Raw genomic sequence first — 20,060 nt, 5'->3', positions numbered from 1 at the left:
ACCGGCGGACATACAAGAACACCTCCCGGTTCCCCAGCAGGGTAGTAATAGTGGGGTGCCGATGCCAGACATTATGCCCCGCGCTGCGCCGGCCTGCTTCATTCGATCACCATGTAGGAGGTCAGCGGACTCGACGGATCGCGGCGGATGGCGTAGCGCGACAGGCCCAGCACCTCGCGCACGGCGAGGGTTTCGCCTGGGAATTCGGGCATGTTCAGCTCGTCGAAGGCCAGCACGCTGCCCTTTGTCAGATGCGGCAGGAGCGCCTCCAGGCAGTCGCGCGGCGGCTTGTAGATATCTAAGTCGAAATAGGCCAGCGCGACGATGGTTTCCGGGTGCTCCTGCAGATAGGCGGGCAGGGTTTCGGTGGCGTCGCCCTTGACCAGCCTGTGCTTGGTCTTGTGCGGTATCGGCGCATTCTGGGTATGGAAGCCGAGTATATCCTCCAGCTCACCCATCCAGTTTTCGGCAACGCCGTAATCGCCTGCCTGCACGCGCCCGCCATCCTCCGGGCCGACCGACGGAAAGCCCTCGAAGGTGTCGAAGCCGATCACCATGCGGTTGTAGTTGTAGGGCTCGTGGATGCCGCGCAGCGCCGAGAACAGCGCCATGTTCTGCCCCCAGCGCACGCCGAATTCCATGATCACGCCATGCACCGGCACGATCATCCGGTAGAGCATCTGCATGAAATTGATGCGCGACAGGGTCTGGCGGGTGAGGTAGAGGCCGATATTGTCCAGCAGTTCCTGATCGGGAATCGGTGACGTGCGCAGGCGCCGCACCAGGTCCAGCTTGCGCTCGGATTCGGATTGCGTCGAGCCGACGAGGGTACGGATGGGCTTGTCTTCGGCCATGCTTCGGCTCCTTCGATCATGCTGCGGCACGTCACGACAACAGGCTGTGGCGCACACCCCCACTTTGCGTATATCATGGGGTTAGTCATTACTACACCACAAGATGCGGCGGTTGTGCAGGGGGTTGAGCTCCGGCGCCGCATCCGGCACAGGCGGAAAGGTGCGGCCATGCCTCCCATGATGACCATTGACGGCCGGCCGGTCGGGCCGGGTCATCCGCCCTATATCGTGGCGGAGATGTCGGGCAATCATAATGGCGATATCGGACGCGCACTCGCCATCCTGGACGCGGCGAAGGCGGCCGGCGCCGATTCTGTGAAGCTGCAGACCTACCGCGCCGATACCATCACCATCGACCATGACGGGCCGGATTTCCGCGTCGGCAAGGGGCTGTGGGAAGGCCAGCGCCTGTACGATTTGTACCGGGACGCGCATACGCCGTGGGAATGGCACGAACCGCTGTTCCGGCACGCGCGGGAAATCGGCATCACCATCTTCTCCGCCCCGTTCGATCCCACGGCGGTCGAGCTGCTCGAATCGCTGGATGCGCCGGTTTACAAGATCGCCTCGTCGGAAATCGTCGATATCCCGCTGATCCGGCTCGTGGCGCGGACCGGCAAGCCGCTGATCCTGTCCACCGGCATGGCGACCTTTGAGGAGATTGAGGAGGCGGTGGCCGCCGCGCGCGAGGCCGGGGCGAAGGAGATCGCCGTCCTGCACTGCATCAGCGCCTACCCGACGCCGATTGAGCGCGCGAACCTGTCGAACATTCCCGACCTCGCCGCGCGGCTGGGCACGGTGGTCGGACTGTCCGACCATTCCATGGGCACGCTGGCCTCCACCGTGGCAATCGGGCTTGGTGCATCGCTGATCGAAAAGCATTTCACCCTGGCCCGCGCCGATGGTGGCGTGGACAGCGCCTTCTCACTGGAGCCGGCGGAGCTGGCAACGCTGGTGGCCGATACGCGCGCGGCGCAGGCCGCCCTGGGTACGCCCGTCTATGGCCCGACCGAGGCGGAGCGGGATTCCTTGCGGTTCCGCCGGTCGCTCTATGTCGTGGCCGATCTACGTAAAGGCGAGACGATCACCGAGGCCTCGGTGCGCTCCATCCGCCCGGCGCACGGACTTCTGCCGAAATATCTGGATGCCGTTCTGGGCCGCAAGGCGTCGCGCGACTTGAAGCGCGGCGAGGCGTTCAAGGCCGATATGGTGGAAGGCGGCGTGCCCGGGGTCTAACCAGGGGGCTTTAGCCCCGTCCCATCTCCGCCAGCAGGGAAGGGAAGGCCAACAGGTCTGGGATCGTGTACCGGGCCTCGAAACCCGGCTTTGCCATCACGTTACGGTGACGACCAGTCAGCACCCTGACGGTCTGCGCGCCCAGTGGGTTCAGCCCGACGAAATCCTTGGATGGGTCATCGGCGATATAGACCAGTTCCGGCCAATCCGCCTGTTCCCGCCGCCGGATCAACTCGAAGCAATAGGGCGAGGGCTTGGCGTGCCGGATGCCATAGCGGTGCGTGATGAAGCATTTGCGGAACAGCGGCGCGATGCCGAGTGCCTCCACCTTGTTGGCCTGCACGATCTTGTGCCCGTCGGTGACGAGATAGAGCGGATAGGCCGACAAGGAGGGCAGCAGCGAAGCCGCCTCCGGGAACAGTGACAGCGTCGGTTTGTGGTGGCGGTAGGCCTTCACACAGGCCGCGACCAGCGCCTTGCCGTGCTGCCCATGCGCCGCCAGCCAGCGGTCGAACACCGCGCCACGCCCCTCGCGCACCAGCGTCTCCAGCATCTGCGCCAGCGAGTCCTGTTCGTCCCAGCCGAATTGCTGCTTGCCGAAACGGGCGACGGCGCGGAAGCCGCTCTCGACGAAGCGGCTTTCGTCGTACAGCGTGTCGTCGAGGTCGAAGACCAGGATCATGCCGGCAGGATGAAATGCGTGTCGGCGGGCAGGCGCACCTGCCGCACCTCGCCGGAAATGCGGGCGAAGGGCAGGGCGGCGACATCCTTGCCCGCGGCCTCTGCGAGGCTCCAGTACAGCGAGTCCAGCCCGGCAGCGATGCCGGCGGTGGAGGCGCCGCCGAACCGGCTGTTGCATTCTATGATGTGCGGCTGGCTGGCCCTGTCGATCAGGATCTGCATGACCACCGGCCCGCAGAGCTGCAGCGCTTCCAGCGCCGTACGGGCGGCATCCTCAATGGCGGCATCGCGGAATGTCGTCGTCACCTGCGATTCGCCGTCCACCACCCGGTCGCGGCGACGCAGGACCAGCCCCTTCACCTTGTGGTTTCTGTCGATCCAGGCATCGACGCTGATTTCCGTACCTTCGATGAAGGGCTGGAAGATCGGCGCGGTCAGCCCCTTGGCATGCTCCTGCGCGGAGGCGGCATCGAGGTTCAGGCCGATGGCGCGCGAGCCGGCGCCGAATCTCTCCTTTACGGCGTAGGGAGCGGGGCCGGCATCCTCCAGCCCTTCGAAGGCCGGAATGAAGGGCAGGCCACCCGACTGTCCGAAGCGCGCGAAGGCCAGCTTGTCGAGGCAGCGCCTGACGCTTTCCTCCGGCGAGACCAGTATTGCGATGCCTTCGCGGGCGAAGCGCGCCTTGTGCCGCGCCCAGAACAGCAGTTCGCCATCGCGGGTTGGCAGCACGACGCCGATGCCACGCTCCCTGCAGCCGGCAATCAGCGCCTCCAGTGCCGTATCGTCTGTACGCGGCATGACCCAGAACCCGTCGGCGACATATTGCGCCGGGGCGTCCGGGTCGAGATCGCCGGCCTGCACCTGCATGTCGGGCGACAGTTTTCGTGCGGCGCTGATCGCTGCGCGCAGCAGCGGGATCTTGCGCGCGGCACTGGTCACCAGCAGATGGCGGTTACTGCTCATCCGCCCACCCACCGTCTCCGGCAAGACAGCCCTGCAGGATCGAATCGACCGGCTGCCCGCCGATCCAGACATGCTGGCGCAGCACGCCTTCCCGCCGGAAGCCGTTCTCTTCCAGCATGGCGACGTAATGCGGGCGGATTGCATAGGTCTCGGTGCACAGCCGGTTCAGTCCGAGATCGGCGAAGGCCAGCCTTTTCATCAGGCCGAGGAAGGTACCGAAATAGCGGGCAACGACCTTCTCGTTGCCGATATGAACCGGGTCGAGCAGGAAGGAGACCTCGGCCCGCCGGTGCGCCCAGGCAACATGCACCAGCCCGCCATAGCCGATCAGCCGGTCCTCTTCCCGGTAGCTGACCAGGATGGTGTCCGGCTGCGGGCTGTGGAGCTGCGGCCATATGTGCCGCGCGAAATAGGCCTCCTGCTGCTCCGGCGTGATCGGCGCGGCCTGGCGCAGCACATCGATCTGCGCATTGCGCCACTGTCGGATCGCCTCGATCTCCGCCTTCTGCACCGCACGTACCGACAGGGTGCCGGCTTCCAGCACCGGATGCGGCATGCAGGCATAGGTGACGGGCGGGCTGTGCATCGGCGTCAGTCGCGCGGCGTCAGGAAGGCGGTGATGTTGCGGCCCAGCCCGACCTCGGCCAGCGCGGCATAGAAGCGGTTCACCGCCTCGGCCGGCTGTTCGGCCAGCAGCAGTTCCATCTCCACGCGGGCGCGGTGCGCCGAAGCGCCCTGCGCGCGGTCGCGCACATAGTTGGAGCCGTCATGCATCAGAAACAGGTCGATGGGGAAGTCGCCGATGATCTCCCGGCAGTCCCAGCCGGTGGCGCCGGCGATGTTGTGCAGGCTCTCGCGCGTGAAATAGGCCAGATGGTCGGGCAGGGCGATCCAGAACCGCTCCGGAATATGGCCATCGGCCAGCAACTTTTCCTGATAGGCGGAGCCATCGTTCGGCACGGTGACCGCCAGCACACCGCCGGGGGTGACTAGCCGGCGCAGCCGTTCCAGCAGCCCGACCGGATCGGTCACATGTTCCAGCACGTTGGTCAGCCAGACGAGGTCGTGTTTTTCGCCAGCCTCGATACGCGTATCCAGCAGTCCGAACAGGTCGCCGGCCGTGACGGCGTCCGCCAGATCGGGATTCATCGCCTTGATGCCGGCCAGGCTGTGATCAATCCCCTCGACGTGCCAGCCCGTGCGCCGGAACCAGGCCAGCGCGAAACCCTCGCCGCAGCCGACATCCAGGAAGCGGCCGGGCGTATCCGTGCCGCGCAGTCTTTCCGCCAGGGCCGCGCGCTGGGCGAGCTTCGCGTCGAAGAAGGCGTGCTCCTGCGCAGTGTAGGATTTCCGGTAGTTGCTGCGCTCCTGCTGGTAATAGCTGGCGTAATAGTCGCTCAGCTCCTGGGCGGTCGGCATCGGGTCCGCCTGGAGAAAACCCAGCGGATGGCGCTTGAGGCGGGAATCGTCGATCGTCATGCCCGGTCAGCCCTTATGCAGTTCCAGCAATCGGAAGAGGTGGGTGGCGCGGACCCAGTCATCCTCATTGTCGATATCCTGCACGCGCCAGCGCGGAATGCGCAGCGGAATGGTGTGTGGCGCGAACATCGGCTTGCCGGAACGCCAGGCCTCCGGCGTGCCCCAGTAGAACTGCGCCGCGTCATGCAGCGCCTCCGGCAAATCCTGGGATCGGGTGAGGGCATGTTCGGGGAAGAACATCTCCACCCCGCCTTCGGGCAATTGCCGGAAGGAGCGGAAGATCGGGGCGGGGAAGTCCGTGACGGTGAAGGCATAGGCCCAGTCGCCCGATTGCAGCAGGTCAAGTCCCGCGCGGATATCCTCGGCATGGATGAAGGGGGAGGCGGGGTAGAGGCAGCACACCGCCTCTACTGGCCAGCCCTGCTCCTGCATCCACTCCACGGCATGGGCGACGACCGGCGTGGTGCCGGTATGATCGTCGGCAAGGTCGGTCGGTCGGGTGAACGGCGTTTCCGCCCGCCATTCGCGCGCCACCTGCGCGATCTCGGCATCCTCGGTGGAGACGATGATATGGTCGAACAGGCCGGATTTCTGCGCCGCGATGATGCTCCAGGCGATCATCGGCCGGCCGCAGAAATCCTTGATGTTCTTGCGCGGGATGCGCTTGCTGCCGCCCCGCGCCGGGATCACCGCCACCTTCATCGGCTACCGTCCATGTCCAGCTCCCAATACCGCGCCCCATCCTCAACGGAAGCGGGGCGCGGATGCAAGCTGGATCAGAACTGGATGCGGTTGGTGTAGGCGCCATCCACGACCAGATTGGTGCCGGAGACGAAGCTGGCGGCCGGGCTCGCCAGGAACACGGCGGCGCGGGCCACTTCCTCCGGCGTGCCCATGCGGCCGGCGCGGTTCTTCTTCAGGAAATGCTCGTAGCGCGCCGGATCGTTGATCTTGGTGCGGCCCCATACGCCGCCCTCGAAATAGATCGTGCCGGGGGAAACAGTGTTGGCGCGGATGCCCTTGCCGGCATGCGCCTTGGCAAGGTTTGACATGTAGGCGACGACCGCCGCCTTCACCGTGTTGTAGGAGCGCACGGTATCGGCGGAAATCTCGATGCCCGACACGCTGGAGATGGCGACGATGGCGCCGTTGCCGGCCTTCTCCAGGAAGGGCAGGGCGGCCTCCACCGTGCGCATGGTGCCCATGATGTCCACCTCGACGCTGGCACGCCAGGCGCTCTCCTCATTGCCGCCGCCCATGGCGCTGACATTGGCGACGAGGATATCGATACCGCCCAGCTTCGCCGCCGCATCGGCGATGAAGCCGCGGATGCTGTCGCCATCGCCGACATCGGCGGTACCGCCATAGGCCTTCGCACCGGTGGCGGAGACGGCCTGAACGGCGGCCTTCACCTCATCCTCCTTGCGCGCGCAGAAGGCCACATCGCAGCCCTCGGCGGCCAGAATATCGACGATGGCGCGGCCAATGCCCCGTGTGCCGCCGGTGATAACGGCCTTCTTGCCCTTCAGTCCCAGATCCATGTTCGGTCTTTCTTGTGTGGTGTTTCGGTTTGATGGGCGGAGTGTAGGCAAGCCAGCAGAGATGCGCCATCGGCCCGATGATAGGAGCTGATATGCGGTCCTCTCCGCTCCAAAGGCACTGGCAAGCGCCGGCTCCCTCTGTTCAAATGCCGATCCCTTCCGAAAGACACGCAGGCTTCCCATGAGCAAGCATCACGAACTCTCCTCCAGTCCCGAAACCTGCCACTGGGGCGCGTTCGACGCGAAGATCAGGCCGGTACTGGAAGTGGAGTCCGGCGACCGGGTGACGATCCACACCGTCTCCGGCGCGCCGGAGGTGATGCCCGGCGGCGACCTGAAGGTGCGCCCGGAGCTTAAGGAGATTCACCAGAAGTCGCCGCGTCTGCTGCCTGGCCATATCCTCACCGGCCCGGTGGCGGTGAAGGGGGCAATGCCCGGCGATGTGCTGGAAGTGCGCATCATCGACGTGAAGCTGCGTGACGAATGGGGCTGGAACATCATCCGACCGCTCGGTGGGACGCTGCCGGACGAGTTCCCGGAAACCCGCCTGATGCACATCCGCATGGATCTGGAAAAGATGATGGCGAAGCTTCCCTGGGGCGTCGATCTGCCGCTCGACCCGTTCTTCGGCGTGATGGGCGTCGCCCCGCCGGCGGGCTGGGGCGCGCAGACCTCGATCATCCCGCGCGCCATGGGCGGTAATCTCGACATCAAGGAGCTGCGCCCCGGCGCCACGCTCTATCTGCCGGTGTTCAACGAGGGCGCGCTGTTCTCCTGCGGCGACGGCCATGCCGTGCAGGGCGATGGCGAGGTCTGCATCACCGCCATCGAGACGGCGCTGAGCGGGACTTTCGAGTTCATCGTGCGCAAGGATATGGACCTGAAACTGCCGCAGGCCGAAACATCGCGCCACTACATCACCATCGGCCTCGATCCCGACCTCGACGAGGCGGCGAAGATCGCGCTGCGCGGTATGATCGATCTGATCTGCGCCAAGTCCAACCTCAGCCGCGAGGATGCCTATACCCTGTGCAGCCTGGCCTGCGACCTGCGTGTCAGCCAGCTGGTGAACCAGCACAAGGGCATCCACGCCATGCTGCCGAAGACCGCACTGCATGGCGGGAAGTAGGGGGCGCCAAGCGGCCATATGCTTCGAGACGCCGCCTTCGGCGGCTCCTCAGCATGAGGTCACCAAGCGGCACCGTCGTCATTCCAACCATGACCTCGTCCTGAGGAGCGCGCTTTAGCGCGCGTCTCGAAGGACATCGGGGGGAGGGCTACTACCCCTCACCCAGCTCCGCCTAATTCGCTCCGCTCATAAGGCTGCGCAACCCTCTCCCGCAAGGGGGAGAGGGAATTTAGTGCCGCAGCACCAGCCGGTTGATGCCGTTTAGCGCCCGCCAGACCGGTCTGAAGACGGCCATGAAGCTGTCCCAGTCGGCGTAGCCGGCTTCCTGGCGGATCGCGTCCATCCTGCGCGTGCCGTCGATCAGCCGCAGGATCGCAGGCGCCTGGCGCGGCAGCGGCAAGGTGACCGGCAGCCCGTCGAAGGCGCCCTTGATGCCGCCCTGCTGCTGGACCGCCTTTGCAACAGTCCCCGCCTCCCACTCGATGAAGAGCGGAATCGCCTCGGGTGCGGGCTGTGCCACGGTGCCGGACTCGCGGCTGAGATAGGCGATGTGCAGCTTCATGTTGCCGGCCAGCCGTTCGGCAAGCGCCGCCTGATCTGGCGCCGGCAGCGAAGCCGCCCGCTTGGCCAGCACCGGGTCGGTGAGATAGAGGGACGGGTCGTAGCGCAGCGGCTCGATGAAGCTGGCGATCCGAAGGCCGGCGCCCGCCACCAGCCCGGCCAGTTGCGGCACGGTATAGGCGCGGTCCTGCCGGTGCAGCAGCAGATCCACCAGCTCCGCATCGCCGCGCCGATGGTCGCCGAGGAAGCGGTTGTTGCGGAAGCCGTTGGTGACGGGCAGGGCGGGCAGCAGCTTCTTCGCTAGCGCCACCTGTTCCTTCAATGGCAGGTCGCCGGCCAACTGGCGCAGCGCCGCCTGCAGCGGATAGAGGCCGGCGCGGCCATATTCGCCATAGACCATGATGCCGATGCCACCGCCGGGCGCCAGGGCGCCGGCCAGGCTCGCGAGGCCGGCATCCGGGTCGGGAAGATGGTGCAGCACGCCGCAGCAATCGATGTAGTCGAAGCCGCCAAGGCCCATCGCTGCGAGGTCCAGCAGCGAGCCGGAGAGGAAACTCACATTCGTCAGGCCGCGTACCTTGATCCGCTGCTCCGCGATCCGGCGGGAGGCGGTGGACAGGTCCAGATAGGTGATCTCGGCCTTCACGTCCTTGTCATGAAGCTGCTGGGCCAGCATCACCGTGGCGTCGCCGGTGCCGCCGCCGGCCACCAGCACGCGGAAGGGCTTGCTCCAGTCGCGTTTCCCGCCGAACAGGTAATGGTCGATCTCCAACACCCGGCTGGGCGAGCCGGTGACAAGCCGCGTCGCTTCCTCCGCCGGGTTGCGGCCGGGATAGGGATAGGACTCGTACTGGTCCTGCACCGGGTTGGTCATGCAACATCCTCTCTGCGCCGAACCGGCATAGCGCAGAAGGGGCGGATGGTCGAGACGATAGGCTCTATGAGCGGTCGCAAATCCTTGCCATGCTACCTGTCAACGAAGCGAACAAGCCGGGGGGCAGCATGAACAGTACAGACGCCAAGACTATCGTGATTCGCAAGGCCGACTGGACGGTAGCCTGGGATGCCCGGAAGAACCGGCATGTCTATCGCCGCGGCATCGACATTGCCTTCCGGGGCAATGCGATCCTGCATGTCGGGCCGGATTATGACGGGCCGGCGGACAGCGAGATCGACGGGCGGCAGTCGGTCGTGCTGCCGGGCCTCATCAACATCCATTGCCACCCCTACAACCAGCCGACCTACAAGGGCGTGCGCGAGGAGCTGGGCAATCCGAAGCTCTATATGAGCGCGCTGTATGATCGCACGGCCCTGTTCCAGGACCATGAGGGTGGACCGGAGGCGCCCTGCGCCTATGCGTTGTCGGAGATGCTGCAGTCCGGCGTGACCACCATCGCCGATCTGTCGCCCAGCTATCCGGGGTGGATCGAGTTGCTGGCGAAGAGCGGCGTGCGCGCCTATGTGACGCCGCAGTTCCGTGAGGCGCGCTGGGACGTGCCGACCGGCCATCGGCTGGATTTCGTCTGGGACAAGGCGGCCGGCCAGAAGCAGTTCGAGAAGGCGCTGGCGCTGGTGGACGAGGCGGTGGCGCACCCGTCCGGGCGGCTGTCGGGCATCGTCATGCCGGCGCAGGTCGATACCTGCTCGGCCGAGATGTTCCAGGAGTCGGTGAAGGCGGCGCGCGCCCGCAAGCTGCCGCTGCAGACCCATGCGGCGCAGAGCGTGGTCGAGTTCCATGAGATGACCCGCCGGCATGGGTTGACGCCGATCCAGTGGCTGGATGAGGTAGGGTTCCTGGCGCCCGACGTGACCATCGGTCATGGCATGTTCCTGGACCATCACTCGCTGATCCACTGGGAAAGCCGCAGCGACCTCGGCTTGCTGGCAAAGCGCGGGGCGACCGTGGCGCACTGTCCGACGGTGTTCTCGCGCTATGGCCACACGCTGGAGCATTTCGGCAGCTATCTGGAAGCCGGGGTCAACATGGCTATCGGTACTGATACCCACCCGCATAATCTGTGGGAGGAGATGCGTACCGCCGCCATTCTGGCCCGGGTGAACGCGAAGGATTTCCGCGCCGTCTCCACCGCCGACATGTTCAACGCCGTCACCACCGGCCCGGCGAAGGCGCTGGGGCGAAACGATATCGGAAGTCTGGCGCCGGGCGCCAAGGCCGACATCGTGCTGGTCGATGCCACGCATCCGATCATGCGGCCGCTGCGCGACCCGCTGCGCAGCCTCGTCTATACGGCGGCGGAACGCGCGGTGCGCGATGTCTATGTCGATGGCGTGCTGCGCGTCGAGAACGGGCAGGTGCTGGGCTTCGACTTTGCCGCCGCCGCTGAGGCGGTGGAGCAGGGGCAGCGCCGGGCTGAGGCGACGGTCGCGCAGCGCAACCCGAAAGGTCTGTCGGGCCGCGATATCTCCCCGCTGGCGCTGGAGGAAATGTGAGGGGCGGTCGGCATTTTTGTCTGAAAGGCCGGGTTTGAAGTGCTGGCGTATGGGTTTCCTTCTGCCGTCATTCCCGCACTTGTTGCGGGAATCCAGGCTTCGGCTCACTTCGGCGCCGCCTGAGCAGGCTGCACCTTGGACCCCCGGTACAAGACCGGGGGTGACGGTTAGAATATGAGGTGCCGCCCGCGAATCGCCATTCCAGACTGGGCGATATCGACTAAACTTCTTGATTGCGAGCCAGTCGCAATTAAATTAGAATGCATCTAGTTTGCGACTGTGCCGCAATGGAGGCGGTCATGAAGGACGACAAGAAGAACAAGCTGGCGGGAATCGTGTGGCGGTCGGTCACGCTCGGCATGCTGGTGACGGCGGTGGCCGGGCTGCTGCTGTCGCTGAGCCACGAACCGGCGGTCATCGCCTAGCCCTTGCAGGCGGGAAGGGCTTGTGCGAAGGGATGACGGACCCGTCGCCCGTATCCGGATAGCGCAATGCCCCAATCCGCCGATTTCAGTTCCGTCATTCCCGTCATCCTGTCCGGCGGCAGCGGCTCGCGGCTGTGGCCGGTGTCGCGTCTCAGCTACCCCAAGCAGTTCCTGCCGCTGCTGGGCGACAGCAGCCTGATCCAGGATACCGTTCTGCGCACCGCGCCGGCCCAGGGCTTCGGCGCGCCGATGATTGTCTGCGCGGAGGATCACCGCTTCATCGTTGCCGAACATATGCGCCAGCTCGATATCGAGCCGGCGGCCATCCTGCTGGAGCCGAAGGGGCGCAACACCGCGCCGGCGCTGGCCGCCGCCGCGCTGGTCGCGCGCGAAAAGTCGCCTGATTCCATCCTGCTGGTGCTGCCGGCGGACCATCATATCGCCGACCCGGCGGGGCTTCGTGCCGCCGTGGCGGCGGGCCTGCCGCTGGCGCGGGCCGGCAAGCTGGTCACTTTCGGCATGGTGCCGGACGCGCCGGAGACCGGCTATGGCTATGTGAAGCCGGGCGAATCTCTGGGGACGGGTGTGCAGGCCGTCGAACGCTTCGTCGAGAAGCCGGACCGTGCCACCGCCGAACATTTCGTTGCCGAAGGCTATCTTTGGAATTCCGGCATGTTCCTGCTGTCCGCCGAGGCCTGTCTGGCGGAGATCGCGCGCCACGCGCCGGAGGTGCTGAAGGCGGCGGAGGAGTCTGTCGCCACGGCGACCAGCGACCTGTCCTTCCGGCGGCTGGGCGCGGCATTCGCCGAGGCGCCCTCGATCTCCATCGACTATGCGGTGATGGAGCGCACGGACCATGCCGCCGTGGTGCCGGCGGATATCGGCTGGGCCGATCTCGGCTCCTGGTCCTCGCTCTGGCAGGTTGGCGAGAAGAATGCAGACGGCAATGTGCTGCAGGGCGACGCCTGGACTATCGGCACGAAGAACAGCCTGGTGCGCGGCGAGGGCATCGCGACCGTGACGGTCGGCGTCGAGAATCTGATCGTGGTCGCCACCGAGGATGCGGTGCTGGTGGTCTCCAAGGATGCCGTGCAGCAGGTGAAGGATGCGGTGGAGCTGCTCAAGGCCGAAGGCAGGGACGAGGCCAGCACGCACCGCCAGATATATCGCCCCTGGGGCTATTACCAGACGCTGCATGCCGGCGACCGCTTCCAGGTGAAGCGGCTGACCGTGAAGCCGGGCGGCAAACTGTCACTGCAGAAGCACTTCCACCGCGCCGAGCACTGGGTGGTGGTGAACGGCACCGCGCTGGTCACGCGCGGTGATGAACAGATGCTGCTGCAGGAGAATGAGTCGGTCTATCTGCCGCTGGGCTGCGTGCACCGGCTGGAAAATCCCGGGAAGGTACCGCTGAACCTGATCGAGGTGCAGTCGGGCGCCTATCTCGGCGAGGACGATATCGTGCGCATCGAGGATGCCTTCGGCCGCGCCTGACCTTGCCTGTCCATAGGGCTGGCCTTATGTCAGCCATGTCGAATCATCGTTTCTTTATATATGTTTAGGCCTGTCATCGTAGTCGTCGGGGTGGTATCGCTAAGGATACCAAGTTGCTCAATTCTCAACCGGGGGCGGGATGACGGGCCGGGACGATGATGCTTCGGACAGGGCACAGGCAAGGCAGGCAAATGACAATCGAAGTTCGGAGATAATCGTCAGCGGTTCAGCCGATAATCGGGTAACCCTCTCCGTCACGGGGGACCTGCTCTTCATCACGGTCGAGAACGAGGCGGGGTTGAGCGATGTCCGCGCCTGCCTTCAGGAAGCGCTGTCGCGCGGCATGGTCCGCACCAACATGCTGACGCTCGTCGATGCCACACGGTTTCATGGCATCGTCGAGTGGGAGGTGCTGTACGACATCGTTAAGCTGGCGCCATGGGGCAGCGCGCCGCCACCCGAATCCCGCGTCGCCTATGTCGCGCGGGACGGCTTTTTTTTCCAGCTCGTGAAGATCGCCGCCAGCATCTTTCCGAGAGCCAACCACCGCCTGTTCACGGACCGGCTGGAGGCGCTGGAGTGGCTGCGGGAGGCTCAGCTCTCGGCCTGACGCTCCGGCACCTTGTAGGTCGCCCAGTCGGATGCCTTATCGTCCGGCTTTGGCAGGCCTTTCACGGTCTTGTCGCGCTGCTCGTGCAGATAGGCCTTGGCAATGAAATTGGCGGTGATCGGCGCCGTGATGAACAGGAACAGCGTGATCGCCAGCTCATGCACCGACACCGTGCCATGGGCCATCAGGTTATAGAGCATGGAGGCGACCAGGATGCCGCCGACGCCCAGCGTCGTCGCCTTGGTCGGAGCATGCAGCCTGGTCATCACGTCGGGCAGCTTCAGCAGGCCGAAGGAACCCACCAGCGAGAAGAAGCCGGCGATGACGATGAAGGCGGAGAGCAGCAGCTCGAGAATGAAATCCATGATGCTCCCCTTACTCGATCACGTCGCCGCGCAGCAGGAACTTGCAGTAGGCTACGGTGGAGATGAAGCCCACCATGGCGAACAGGATCGCCGCCTCGAACAGGATGGAAGTGTCGCTCATCAGGCTGTACAGCACGATCAGCGCGATGGCGTTGATGGTCATGGTATCCAGCGCCAGGATGCGGTCCGGGGTCGTCGGCCCGGTGGCGAGGCGCCACAGATTCATCAGCAGTGCCAGGCCGATGCAGGCGAAACAGAAGGCGATGGCATAGAAGATCATTCGAAAATCTCCTTCAGGCGGGCCTCGTAGCGCTTCTTGATATCGGCAATGGCTGCCGGCGCATCCTCAATGTTCAGTCCGTGCACCAGCAGGCTGCGGCCATCGGCCGACAGGTCGCAGGACACGGTGCCTGGCGTCATGGTGATGGTGCCGGCCAGCAGGGTGATCGCCTCCGGCGTGCGGATATCAAGCGGGATCGAGATGAAATCCGGCTTCAGGTCGGCATTGCGCTTGAACAGGATCAGCCCCGCAACCTGGACGTTGGCGACGACGATGTCCCACAGCACCAGGAAGAAATAGGCAAAGGCCTTCGGGTAGCTGGCAATGCGCGGCGCGCCGGGCCACAGCCGGCTGGTCAGCAGCGTGATGCCGATGCCCAGGATAACGCCCAGCACAAGTCCGCCGACCGAGAAGTCGTTCAGCAGAACCATCCAGAGCAGGGTGAGGATAAGGACCATGATCGGGTGCGGAAGATAACGCTGCATCAGTATCCTCCCTTCCTCAACGCGACGCCAGCGCGTCGGCGCCCAGCACGGCGGCGATATAGTCCGTCGGCGCCATCAGCTGCCGTGCCGTTTCGTCCAGATAGCCGGAAACCGGCCCGGCGAAGGCGGACAGCAGCGCCGTCATCGCCAGCACGCCGATGGTGGCGACCAGCGGCAGGACCGGCTGCGGACCGGAGGTGGCTTCGGGCACATCCCCGCCGCGCTTCCAGAACACCAGGCTGCCGGCACGGGCGAAGGCGACGATGGACAGGAAGGAGGTGACGAGGATCAGCGTCCAGATCCAGCCCATCGCCCCGCTGTCGCGCGCGGCGTCCAGGATCAGCAGCTTGCCCAGGAAGCCGCTCAGCGGCGGCAGGCCGGCCATGGCGATGGCGGCAGCCATGAACAGCGACGAGGTCAGGCCGATCCCGGCGAAGCTGCTACCCGGCGCCACCGCATCGCTGCCGCGCCGGATCGATATCTGCTCGACCAGCAGGAACAGGCCGGCGGCGATGAAGGTCGAATGCAGCATGTAATACATGCCGGCCGACAGCGCTTCTGCCGTGAACAGGCTGAAGCCGGTCAGCAGCGTGCCCATTGAGCCGACGACGCCGAAGGCGACCAGCCAGCGCAGCTGCCGTGCGGCCAGCATGCCGACCATGCCGATCACCATCGTGACCAGCGCGGCGGGCAGCAGCCAGGGGCCGGCAACGAAGGCCGCGGGGCCGGCATCTGCACCGAAGATCAGCGTGTAGAAGCGCAGGATCGAATAGGCGCCGACCTTGGTCATGATTGCGAACAGGGCGGCCACCGGGGCGGAGCTGGCGGCATAGGTGCCGGGCAGCCAGAAATGCAGCGGCACCAGTGCGGCCTTGATGCCGAACACCAGCAGCAGCAGCAGCGCGCCGGCCTGCAGCAGCCCCTGATCGCCCGCCGCCACCTGCGGCACCTTCACCGCAAGGTCGGCCATGTTCAGCGTGCCGGTGACGCCATAGATCATGGTGACCGCGATCAGGAACAGCGCGGAGCCGGTCAGGTTGGTGATGACGTAGTGCGTGCCGGCCTTGAGACGTTCGCCGCCGCTGCCATGCACCATCAGCCCGTAGGAGGCGATCAGCAGCACCTCGTAGAACACGAACAGGTTGAACACGTCGCCGGTCAGGAAGGCGCCGTTCACCCCCATCAGCTGGAACTGGAACAGCGCATGGAAATGCCGGCCGCGCTTGTCCCAGCCGCCAAGGGCGTAGAGCAGCACGAACAGCGCCAGCGCGGATGTCAGCAGCAGCATCATCGCCGACAGCCGGTCCAGCACCAGCACGATGCCGAACGGGGCCGGCCAGTTGCCCAGCAGATAGGCTTCCGCCGGGGTCTGCGTCGCGGCCACGGTCAGCGCCACGGCGACGGCGAACTGCGCGGCTGTAGAGGCCAGGGCGACGGTACGCTCCAGCGCCTGGTCCTTGTTCAGGCCCAGCAGCAGCAGGCTGGCGGCGATGGCCGGAAGGATGACCGGCAGAATGATCCAGTGACTCATCGCCCGGCCCCTTCCCGGTTATCGCTGTCGCCATCGACATGGTCGCTGTCGATTTCCAGATAGGCGCGCAGCACCAGCACCACGACCATCGCCGTCATGCCGAAGGCGATGACGATGGCGGTCAGCACCAGCGCCTGCGGCAGCGGGTCGGTGTACTGCGCCAGCTTCAGGGCCAGGATCGGCGGCTTTTCGGTCTCCAGCCGGCCCATGGCGAAGATGAAGGCGTTCACCGCATAGGACAGGAAGGTTAGCCCGACGATGACCGGGAAGGTGCGGGCGCGCAGCAGCAGATAGACGCCCGCTGCCGTCATCACGCCAATGCCGGATGCCATGAGGAATTCCATGTCAGCTCTCCTGACCGGCTGGTTTTGCCGCCGTGCCGTCGCGTGACGGGTCGAGGTCCATCGGCTCCTGCGAGACGGTCAGATGCTCCGCCTTCATGCCGATACGCGACAGGTTCGCCAGCGCCAGCATCACCGCACCGACCACGGTCAGGAACACGCCGATATCGAAAAGCATCGCGGTTGCCAGCTCGAAGGTGCCGACCAGCGGCAGGGTGAAATAGCCGTAGTCGCTGGTCAGGAACGGCCGCCCGGCCAGCCAGGCGCCGACGCCGGTCAGCGCGGCGAACAGCACGCCGAGGCCAATCGTCATGTGATAGTCGATGCGGATGCGCTGTGCTGCCCAGCCAAGGCCGCTGGCCATGTACTGCATGACCAGCGCGATGGCGACGATCAGGCCGGCGATGAAGCCGCCGCCCGGCTCGTTATGGCCGCGCAGGAAGATATAGACGCCGACCATCAGCGCCAGCGGCAGCATGACGCGCGACACCACGACCATCATCAGCGGGTGCCGGTCGGCGGCGCGCGCGGTCTCGAACTGCCAGTTCATCAGCTTGCGCCGGCATTCGCCATGCATCGCGCTGTCGAGCAGGGCGAAGATCACAAGCGCGGCGATGCCCAGCACGATGATCTCGCCGAATGTATCGAAGCCGCGGAAATCGACCAGGATCACGTTCACCACATTGGTGCCGCCGCCGCCGGTCTTGGAATTCTCCAGATGGTAGCTGGAGATGGTCTCGAAATCGCGGGTCATTACCGCCCAGACAGCACCACCGACACCCAGCCCGGCCAGCCCGGCGAGGATGCCGTCGCGCGTCTTGCGCGGCATGCTGCTTTCGACCGGCGTTGCCTTCGGCAGGAAGTTCAGCGCCAGCAGCATCAGGATGACCGTCACCACCTCGACGGAGATCTGCGTCAGCGCAAGGTCGGGGGCGGACAGATACAGGAAGCCCAGCGAGACGATGAGGCCGACCACGCTGACCAGCATCAGCGCGAACAGGCGCTGGCGGTGCATCGTCACCGCGCCGATGCTGGCGGCGATCAGCAGCAGCCAGGCAATGATGGCAAGCGGCGGAGCAGGCAGGGTCGGTCGGCCGCCCGGCGCGTTCGTGGTGCCGAAATAGCCGCCATAGCCGATCACCAGCGCCGCGCCCACCAGCCAGGCGAGGTAGCGCTGCAGCGAGCCGTTCTGCAGCCCGTCCGTGAAGCGGCTTGCGAGGCTCACCAGTGCTGCGATACAGGCCTCGAAGATCGTTTTGGCTTCAGGGCGCGGCACCGATTCGCGGATCGCCTTGGCCGTGGCGTGGCGCCACAGCAGCAGCGCGCCGCCGGCCACCGCGATCACGCTCATGAACAGGGCCGGGGTGAGGCCGTGCCAGATTGCCAGCTTGTAGTCCGGCGCCGGCGCGCCGATCACGGCGGCGGAGACGGTGGCGACCAGCGGCCCGGCGATCACCGCCGGCAACAGGCCGATCAGCACCACCAGCACCGCCAGCAAGGCGGGCGGCGCCCACATCAGGAAGGGCGGATCGTGCGGATGATGCGGATAGTCATGGCGCTGCTCGCCCAGGAAGACATGCGCGATGTAGCGGAAAGAATAAGCGACGGAGAACAGCGCGCCGATCGTCGCCAGCACGGGCACGATCCAGTCATTGCCCAGCCAGACGGTCAGCCCGGCCTGTTCCAGCATCATCTCCTTCGACAGGAAGCCGTTCAGCAGCGGCAGGCCGGCCATCGAGGCGGCGGTCACCATGGCGATGGTGCCGGTGATCGGCATCAGGAACAGCAAGCCGCCCAGCCGCTTGATGTCGCGCGTGCCGGCCTCGTGATCGACGATGCCGGCGGTCATGAACAGCGCAGCCTTGAAGGTCGCGTGGTTCAGGATATGGAACACCGCCGTCATCGCGCCCATCGGCGTGCCGAAGCCCAGCAGCATGGTGATCAGCCCCAGATGGCTGACCGTGGAGAAGGCCAGCAGGCCCTTAAGGTCATCCTTGAACAGGGCGATCCACGCCGCGATCACCATGGTCGCAAGGCCGGCGGTGGTCACCAGGTAGAACCATTCCTCGGTGCCCGACAGCACCGGCCACAGCCGCGCCATCAGGAAGATGCCGGCCTTCACCATGGTGGCGCTGTGCAGATAGGCACTGACCGGCGTCGGCGCCGCCATCGCGTGCGGCAGCCAGAAATGGAACGGGAACTGCGCCGACTTGGTGAAGCAGCCGCCCAGGATCAGCAGCAATGCCGGCAGGTACAGTGGCGACTGCCGGATGACGTCGCCATTCTGCAGGATCACGGTCAGGTCGTAGGAGCCGGCGATATGGCCCAGGATCAGCATGCCGGCAATCAGCGACAGGCCGCCGGCGCCGGTGACGGCCAGCGCCATGCGGGCACCCTGGCGACCTTCCGGCAGGTGGTTCCAGTAGCCGATCAGCAGGAAGGAGGACAGGCTCGTCAGTTCCCAGAACACCAGCAGAAGCAGGATGTTGTCGGACAGCACGATGCCGACCATGGCGCCCTGGAACAGCAGCAGATAGGCCATGAAGCGGCCCATCGGGTCGTCCTTCGACAGGTAGGCGCGGGCATAGATGATGATCAGCGCGCCGATGCCCAGGATCAGCCCGGCGAAGAACAGTCCCAGCCCGTCCACGAAGAAGTTCACGTTGAGGCCCAGCGCCGGCAGCCATTCGAACCGCGCGGTCACCACCTCGCCGCGAAAGACGGCGGGGGCGTGCGTCAGCAGCAGGGTGAGGCTGGTCAGCGTGGTGGCGAGCGCGGCGATGCTGCAGGCATTGCGGCCCGCTCGTATCGACAGCGCAGCGAAAATGGCGCCGATAAACGGCAGCAAAACGATCAGAAGGAGGCTCATCGGTATCCCTTGCGTCTCCCTGCGACGTATGCCCTGTCCGGATGGGACTGTGTGAGGCTTACTTATTGGTGCGCGGCGCGGTGAACCCGCTCTTGTGCCGTTCTTGTTGGCGCGAGGCTGGCGAAATAAAGCGAAAAACCAAATCGCTGTCCAGCAAAGTCGGTCAGGGTGGTTACCGATTTTCGCCATCCGATCCGACGCCAGCGGGGTGCAGACCGGCCATGCGGCGGTTCGGCTTGGCGCTTTCTGTCAGCATCGCTAACATTTCGCACCATTCGCGGAAATCAAGCCAAGCAGGGAGCCTCGGGACCATGGACATTGCATTCTGGCCGGCGAAGAAGCAGGCGGCAGCCATCAAGAACAAGAAGATCAGCGCTCTCGAACTGCTGGATCACTGCCTGGCGCGGGTCGAAAAGCATGATGGCGACATCAATGCCGTGGTGGTGAAGGATGTCGAGGGTGCGCGCAAGCGCGCGAAGGAGGCTGACAAGGCGCTGGCCAAGGGCTCTGTCTGGGGGCCGCTGCACGGCGTGCCGATGACGATCAAGGAATCCTTCGATGTGGTCGGCATGCCCACCACCTGGGGCCTGCCGGAGCTGAAGGACAATTTCCCCAAGCAGGACGCGCTGTCGGTCACCCGCCTGAAGCAGGCCGGCGTGACGCTCTACGGCAAGTCCAACGTGCCGCTGTTGCTGTCCGACTGGCAGAGCTTCAACGAAGTCTATGGCACCACCAACAATCCCTGGGATCTGCCGCGCACGCCGG

Annotated in this window: 21 protein-coding genes; 7 read left to right on the top strand and 14 right to left on the bottom strand. The window is 65.4% G+C overall.

Features of this window, described 5'->3' with window-relative positions; translation table 11 throughout:
* Positions 1 to 98 precede the first annotated feature (98 nt).
* Positions 99 to 854 carry a TylF/MycF/NovP-related O-methyltransferase gene (locus MK313_RS07220; RefSeq protein WP_287780651.1) on the bottom strand — a complete coding sequence of 252 codons (756 nt, stop codon included), beginning with the start codon at positions 852 to 854 and terminating at the stop codon, positions 99 to 101.
* 168 nt (positions 855 to 1,022) lie between these two features.
* Here MK313_RS07220 and pseI point away from each other — a divergent pair, with 168 nt between their 5' ends.
* On the top strand, positions 1,023 to 2,090 hold the full coding sequence (gene pseI / locus MK313_RS07215; RefSeq protein WP_322098630.1) for a pseudaminic acid synthase: 1,068 nt from the start codon (positions 1,023 to 1,025) through the stop codon (positions 2,088 to 2,090).
* 10 nt (positions 2,091 to 2,100) lie between these two features.
* Here pseI and MK313_RS07210 read toward each other — a convergent pair whose 3' ends face one another.
* The 6 genes from MK313_RS07210 to MK313_RS07185 form a co-directional block, all read right to left on the bottom strand.
* Positions 2,101 to 2,772, bottom strand: coding sequence for an HAD family hydrolase (locus MK313_RS07210; protein ID WP_287780650.1), 672 nt, complete (start codon positions 2,770 to 2,772; stop codon positions 2,101 to 2,103).
* Positions 2,769 to 3,734 carry an ATP-grasp domain-containing protein gene (locus MK313_RS07205; protein WP_287780649.1) on the bottom strand — a complete coding sequence of 322 codons (966 nt, stop codon included), beginning with the start codon at positions 3,732 to 3,734 and terminating at the stop codon, positions 2,769 to 2,771. The genes MK313_RS07210 and MK313_RS07205 overlap by 4 nt, the downstream gene beginning before the upstream one ends.
* On the bottom strand, positions 3,724 to 4,320 hold the full coding sequence (locus MK313_RS07200; RefSeq protein ID WP_287780648.1) for a GNAT family N-acetyltransferase: 597 nt from the start codon (positions 4,318 to 4,320) through the stop codon (positions 3,724 to 3,726). Before MK313_RS07200 ends, MK313_RS07205 begins: the two co-directional genes overlap by 11 nt.
* 5 nt (positions 4,321 to 4,325) lie before the next feature.
* Entirely contained in the window at positions 4,326 to 5,213 is an 888-nt protein-coding gene (locus MK313_RS07195; protein WP_287780647.1) for a class I SAM-dependent methyltransferase, read from the bottom strand.
* Between the two features lie 6 nt (positions 5,214 to 5,219).
* Positions 5,220 to 5,915 (bottom strand): pseudaminic acid cytidylyltransferase, encoded by a 696-nt coding sequence (gene pseF / locus MK313_RS07190; protein ID WP_121217180.1) that lies wholly within the window; start codon positions 5,913 to 5,915, stop codon positions 5,220 to 5,222.
* Between the two features lie 74 nt (positions 5,916 to 5,989).
* Positions 5,990 to 6,754 (bottom strand): SDR family NAD(P)-dependent oxidoreductase, encoded by a 765-nt coding sequence (locus MK313_RS07185; RefSeq protein ID WP_008945829.1) that lies wholly within the window; start codon positions 6,752 to 6,754, stop codon positions 5,990 to 5,992.
* 181 nt (positions 6,755 to 6,935) lie between these two features.
* On the opposite strand from MK313_RS07185, the gene MK313_RS07180 reads away from it, so the two are divergent.
* Positions 6,936 to 7,883, top strand: coding sequence for an acetamidase/formamidase family protein (locus tag MK313_RS07180; protein WP_287780646.1), 948 nt, complete (start codon positions 6,936 to 6,938; stop codon positions 7,881 to 7,883).
* Between the two features lie 229 nt (positions 7,884 to 8,112).
* Here MK313_RS07180 and MK313_RS07175 read toward each other — a convergent pair whose 3' ends face one another.
* On the bottom strand, positions 8,113 to 9,318 hold the full coding sequence (locus MK313_RS07175; RefSeq protein WP_287780645.1) for a class I SAM-dependent methyltransferase: 1,206 nt from the start codon (positions 9,316 to 9,318) through the stop codon (positions 8,113 to 8,115).
* 128 nt (positions 9,319 to 9,446) lie between these two features.
* On the opposite strand from MK313_RS07175, the gene MK313_RS07170 reads away from it, so the two are divergent.
* The 4 genes from MK313_RS07170 to MK313_RS07155 all read left to right on the top strand — a co-directional run bounded on the left by MK313_RS07170 (position 9,447) and on the right by MK313_RS07155 (position 13,424).
* Entirely contained in the window at positions 9,447 to 10,895 is a 1,449-nt protein-coding gene (locus MK313_RS07170) for an amidohydrolase family protein (protein WP_287780644.1), read from the top strand.
* 299 nt (positions 10,896 to 11,194) lie between these two features.
* A complete protein-coding gene (locus tag MK313_RS07165; RefSeq protein WP_287780643.1) occupies positions 11,195 to 11,320 on the top strand; it encodes a hypothetical protein in 126 nt (41 codons plus the stop codon).
* 66 nt (positions 11,321 to 11,386) lie between these two features.
* Positions 11,387 to 12,814: a mannose-1-phosphate guanylyltransferase/mannose-6-phosphate isomerase gene (locus MK313_RS07160; RefSeq protein ID WP_287780642.1), complete on the top strand. Its 1,428-nt coding sequence runs from the start codon at positions 11,387 to 11,389 to the stop codon at positions 12,812 to 12,814.
* A 139-nt stretch (positions 12,815 to 12,953) separates the two neighbouring features.
* Positions 12,954 to 13,424 carry an STAS/SEC14 domain-containing protein gene (locus MK313_RS07155; protein ID WP_416054112.1) on the top strand — a complete coding sequence of 157 codons (471 nt, stop codon included), beginning with the start codon at positions 12,954 to 12,956 and terminating at the stop codon, positions 13,422 to 13,424.
* Here MK313_RS07155 and MK313_RS07150 read toward each other — a convergent pair.
* Genes MK313_RS07150 through MK313_RS07125 form a run of 6 tightly spaced genes read right to left on the bottom strand, consistent with a single transcriptional unit; the run spans position 13,409 to position 19,295 of the window.
* Positions 13,409 to 13,789, bottom strand: coding sequence for a Na+/H+ antiporter subunit G (locus MK313_RS07150; RefSeq protein WP_287780640.1), 381 nt, complete (start codon positions 13,787 to 13,789; stop codon positions 13,409 to 13,411). The two genes, MK313_RS07155 and MK313_RS07150, sit on opposite strands and share 16 nt — an antisense overlap.
* A gap of 10 nt (positions 13,790 to 13,799) precedes the next feature.
* Entirely contained in the window at positions 13,800 to 14,069 is a 270-nt protein-coding gene (locus tag MK313_RS07145) for a K+/H+ antiporter subunit F (protein ID WP_121217194.1), read from the bottom strand.
* Positions 14,066 to 14,554 carry a Na+/H+ antiporter subunit E gene (locus MK313_RS07140; RefSeq protein ID WP_287780639.1) on the bottom strand — a complete coding sequence of 163 codons (489 nt, stop codon included), beginning with the start codon at positions 14,552 to 14,554 and terminating at the stop codon, positions 14,066 to 14,068. Before MK313_RS07140 ends, MK313_RS07145 begins: the two co-directional genes overlap by 4 nt.
* A gap of 16 nt (positions 14,555 to 14,570) precedes the next feature.
* On the bottom strand, positions 14,571 to 16,085 hold the full coding sequence (locus tag MK313_RS07135) for a monovalent cation/H+ antiporter subunit D (protein ID WP_287780638.1): 1,515 nt from the start codon (positions 16,083 to 16,085) through the stop codon (positions 14,571 to 14,573).
* Positions 16,082 to 16,429: a Na+/H+ antiporter subunit C gene (locus tag MK313_RS07130; protein WP_287780637.1), complete on the bottom strand. Its 348-nt coding sequence runs from the start codon at positions 16,427 to 16,429 to the stop codon at positions 16,082 to 16,084. The genes MK313_RS07135 and MK313_RS07130 overlap by 4 nt, the downstream gene beginning before the upstream one ends.
* A 1-nt stretch (position 16,430) precedes the next feature.
* Positions 16,431 to 19,295, bottom strand: a complete 2,865-nt coding sequence (locus MK313_RS07125; protein WP_287780636.1) for a monovalent cation/H+ antiporter subunit A — start codon at positions 19,293 to 19,295, stop codon at positions 16,431 to 16,433.
* Between the two features lie 311 nt (positions 19,296 to 19,606).
* Here MK313_RS07125 and MK313_RS07120 point away from each other — a divergent pair.
* On the top strand, positions 19,607 to 20,060 hold a 454-nt coding region (locus MK313_RS07120), incomplete at its 3' end, for an amidase family protein (RefSeq protein WP_287780635.1).

Source organism: Oceanibaculum sp., from assembly GCF_022449305.1.
In the GTDB taxonomy this organism is placed as follows: Bacteria; Pseudomonadota; Alphaproteobacteria; order Oceanibaculales; family Oceanibaculaceae; genus Oceanibaculum; species Oceanibaculum indicum.
The sequence above is the reverse complement of the archived record's forward strand: the minus strand, read 5'-3'. Positions and strand labels throughout refer to the sequence as shown.

Excerpts from the sequence above, each read along its gene's own strand:
- MK313_RS07195 (WP_287780647.1), bottom strand. The coding sequence starts at position 5,213 with ATGACGATCGACGATTCCCGCCTCAAGCGCCATCCGCTGGGTTTTCTC.
- MK313_RS07145 (WP_121217194.1), bottom strand. The coding sequence starts at position 14,069 with ATGATCTTCTATGCCATCGCCTTCTGTTTCGCCTGCATCGGCCTGGCA.
- MK313_RS07125 (WP_287780636.1), bottom strand. The coding sequence starts at position 19,295 with ATGAGCCTCCTTCTGATCGTTTTGCTGCCGTTTATCGGCGCCATTTTC.
- MK313_RS07205 (WP_287780649.1), bottom strand. The coding sequence starts at position 3,734 with ATGAGCAGTAACCGCCATCTGCTGGTGACCAGTGCCGCGCGCAAGATC.
- pseF (WP_121217180.1), bottom strand. The coding sequence starts at position 5,915 with ATGAAGGTGGCGGTGATCCCGGCGCGGGGCGGCAGCAAGCGCATCCCG.
- MK313_RS07210 (WP_287780650.1), bottom strand. The coding sequence starts at position 2,772 with ATGATCCTGGTCTTCGACCTCGACGACACGCTGTACGACGAAAGCCGC.
- MK313_RS07140 (WP_287780639.1), bottom strand. The coding sequence starts at position 14,554 with ATGCAGCGTTATCTTCCGCACCCGATCATGGTCCTTATCCTCACCCTG.
- MK313_RS07165 (WP_287780643.1), top strand. The coding sequence starts at position 11,195 with ATGAAGGACGACAAGAAGAACAAGCTGGCGGGAATCGTGTGGCGGTCG.
- MK313_RS07175 (WP_287780645.1), bottom strand. The coding sequence starts at position 9,318 with ATGACCAACCCGGTGCAGGACCAGTACGAGTCCTATCCCTATCCCGGC.
- MK313_RS07130 (WP_287780637.1), bottom strand. The coding sequence starts at position 16,429 with ATGGAATTCCTCATGGCATCCGGCATTGGCGTGATGACGGCAGCGGGC.
- MK313_RS07155 (WP_416054112.1), top strand. The coding sequence starts at position 12,954 with ATGACGGGCCGGGACGATGATGCTTCGGACAGGGCACAGGCAAGGCAG.
- MK313_RS07150 (WP_287780640.1), bottom strand. The coding sequence starts at position 13,789 with ATGGATTTCATTCTCGAGCTGCTGCTCTCCGCCTTCATCGTCATCGCC.
- MK313_RS07135 (WP_287780638.1), bottom strand. The coding sequence starts at position 16,085 with ATGAGTCACTGGATCATTCTGCCGGTCATCCTTCCGGCCATCGCCGCC.
- MK313_RS07185 (WP_008945829.1), bottom strand. The coding sequence starts at position 6,754 with ATGGATCTGGGACTGAAGGGCAAGAAGGCCGTTATCACCGGCGGCACA.
- MK313_RS07160 (WP_287780642.1), top strand. The coding sequence starts at position 11,387 with ATGCCCCAATCCGCCGATTTCAGTTCCGTCATTCCCGTCATCCTGTCC.
- MK313_RS07170 (WP_287780644.1), top strand. The coding sequence starts at position 9,447 with ATGAACAGTACAGACGCCAAGACTATCGTGATTCGCAAGGCCGACTGG.
- MK313_RS07180 (WP_287780646.1), top strand. The coding sequence starts at position 6,936 with ATGAGCAAGCATCACGAACTCTCCTCCAGTCCCGAAACCTGCCACTGG.
- MK313_RS07200 (WP_287780648.1), bottom strand. The coding sequence starts at position 4,320 with ATGCACAGCCCGCCCGTCACCTATGCCTGCATGCCGCATCCGGTGCTG.
- pseI (WP_322098630.1), top strand. The coding sequence starts at position 1,023 with ATGCCTCCCATGATGACCATTGACGGCCGGCCGGTCGGGCCGGGTCAT.
- MK313_RS07220 (WP_287780651.1), bottom strand. The coding sequence starts at position 854 with ATGGCCGAAGACAAGCCCATCCGTACCCTCGTCGGCTCGACGCAATCC.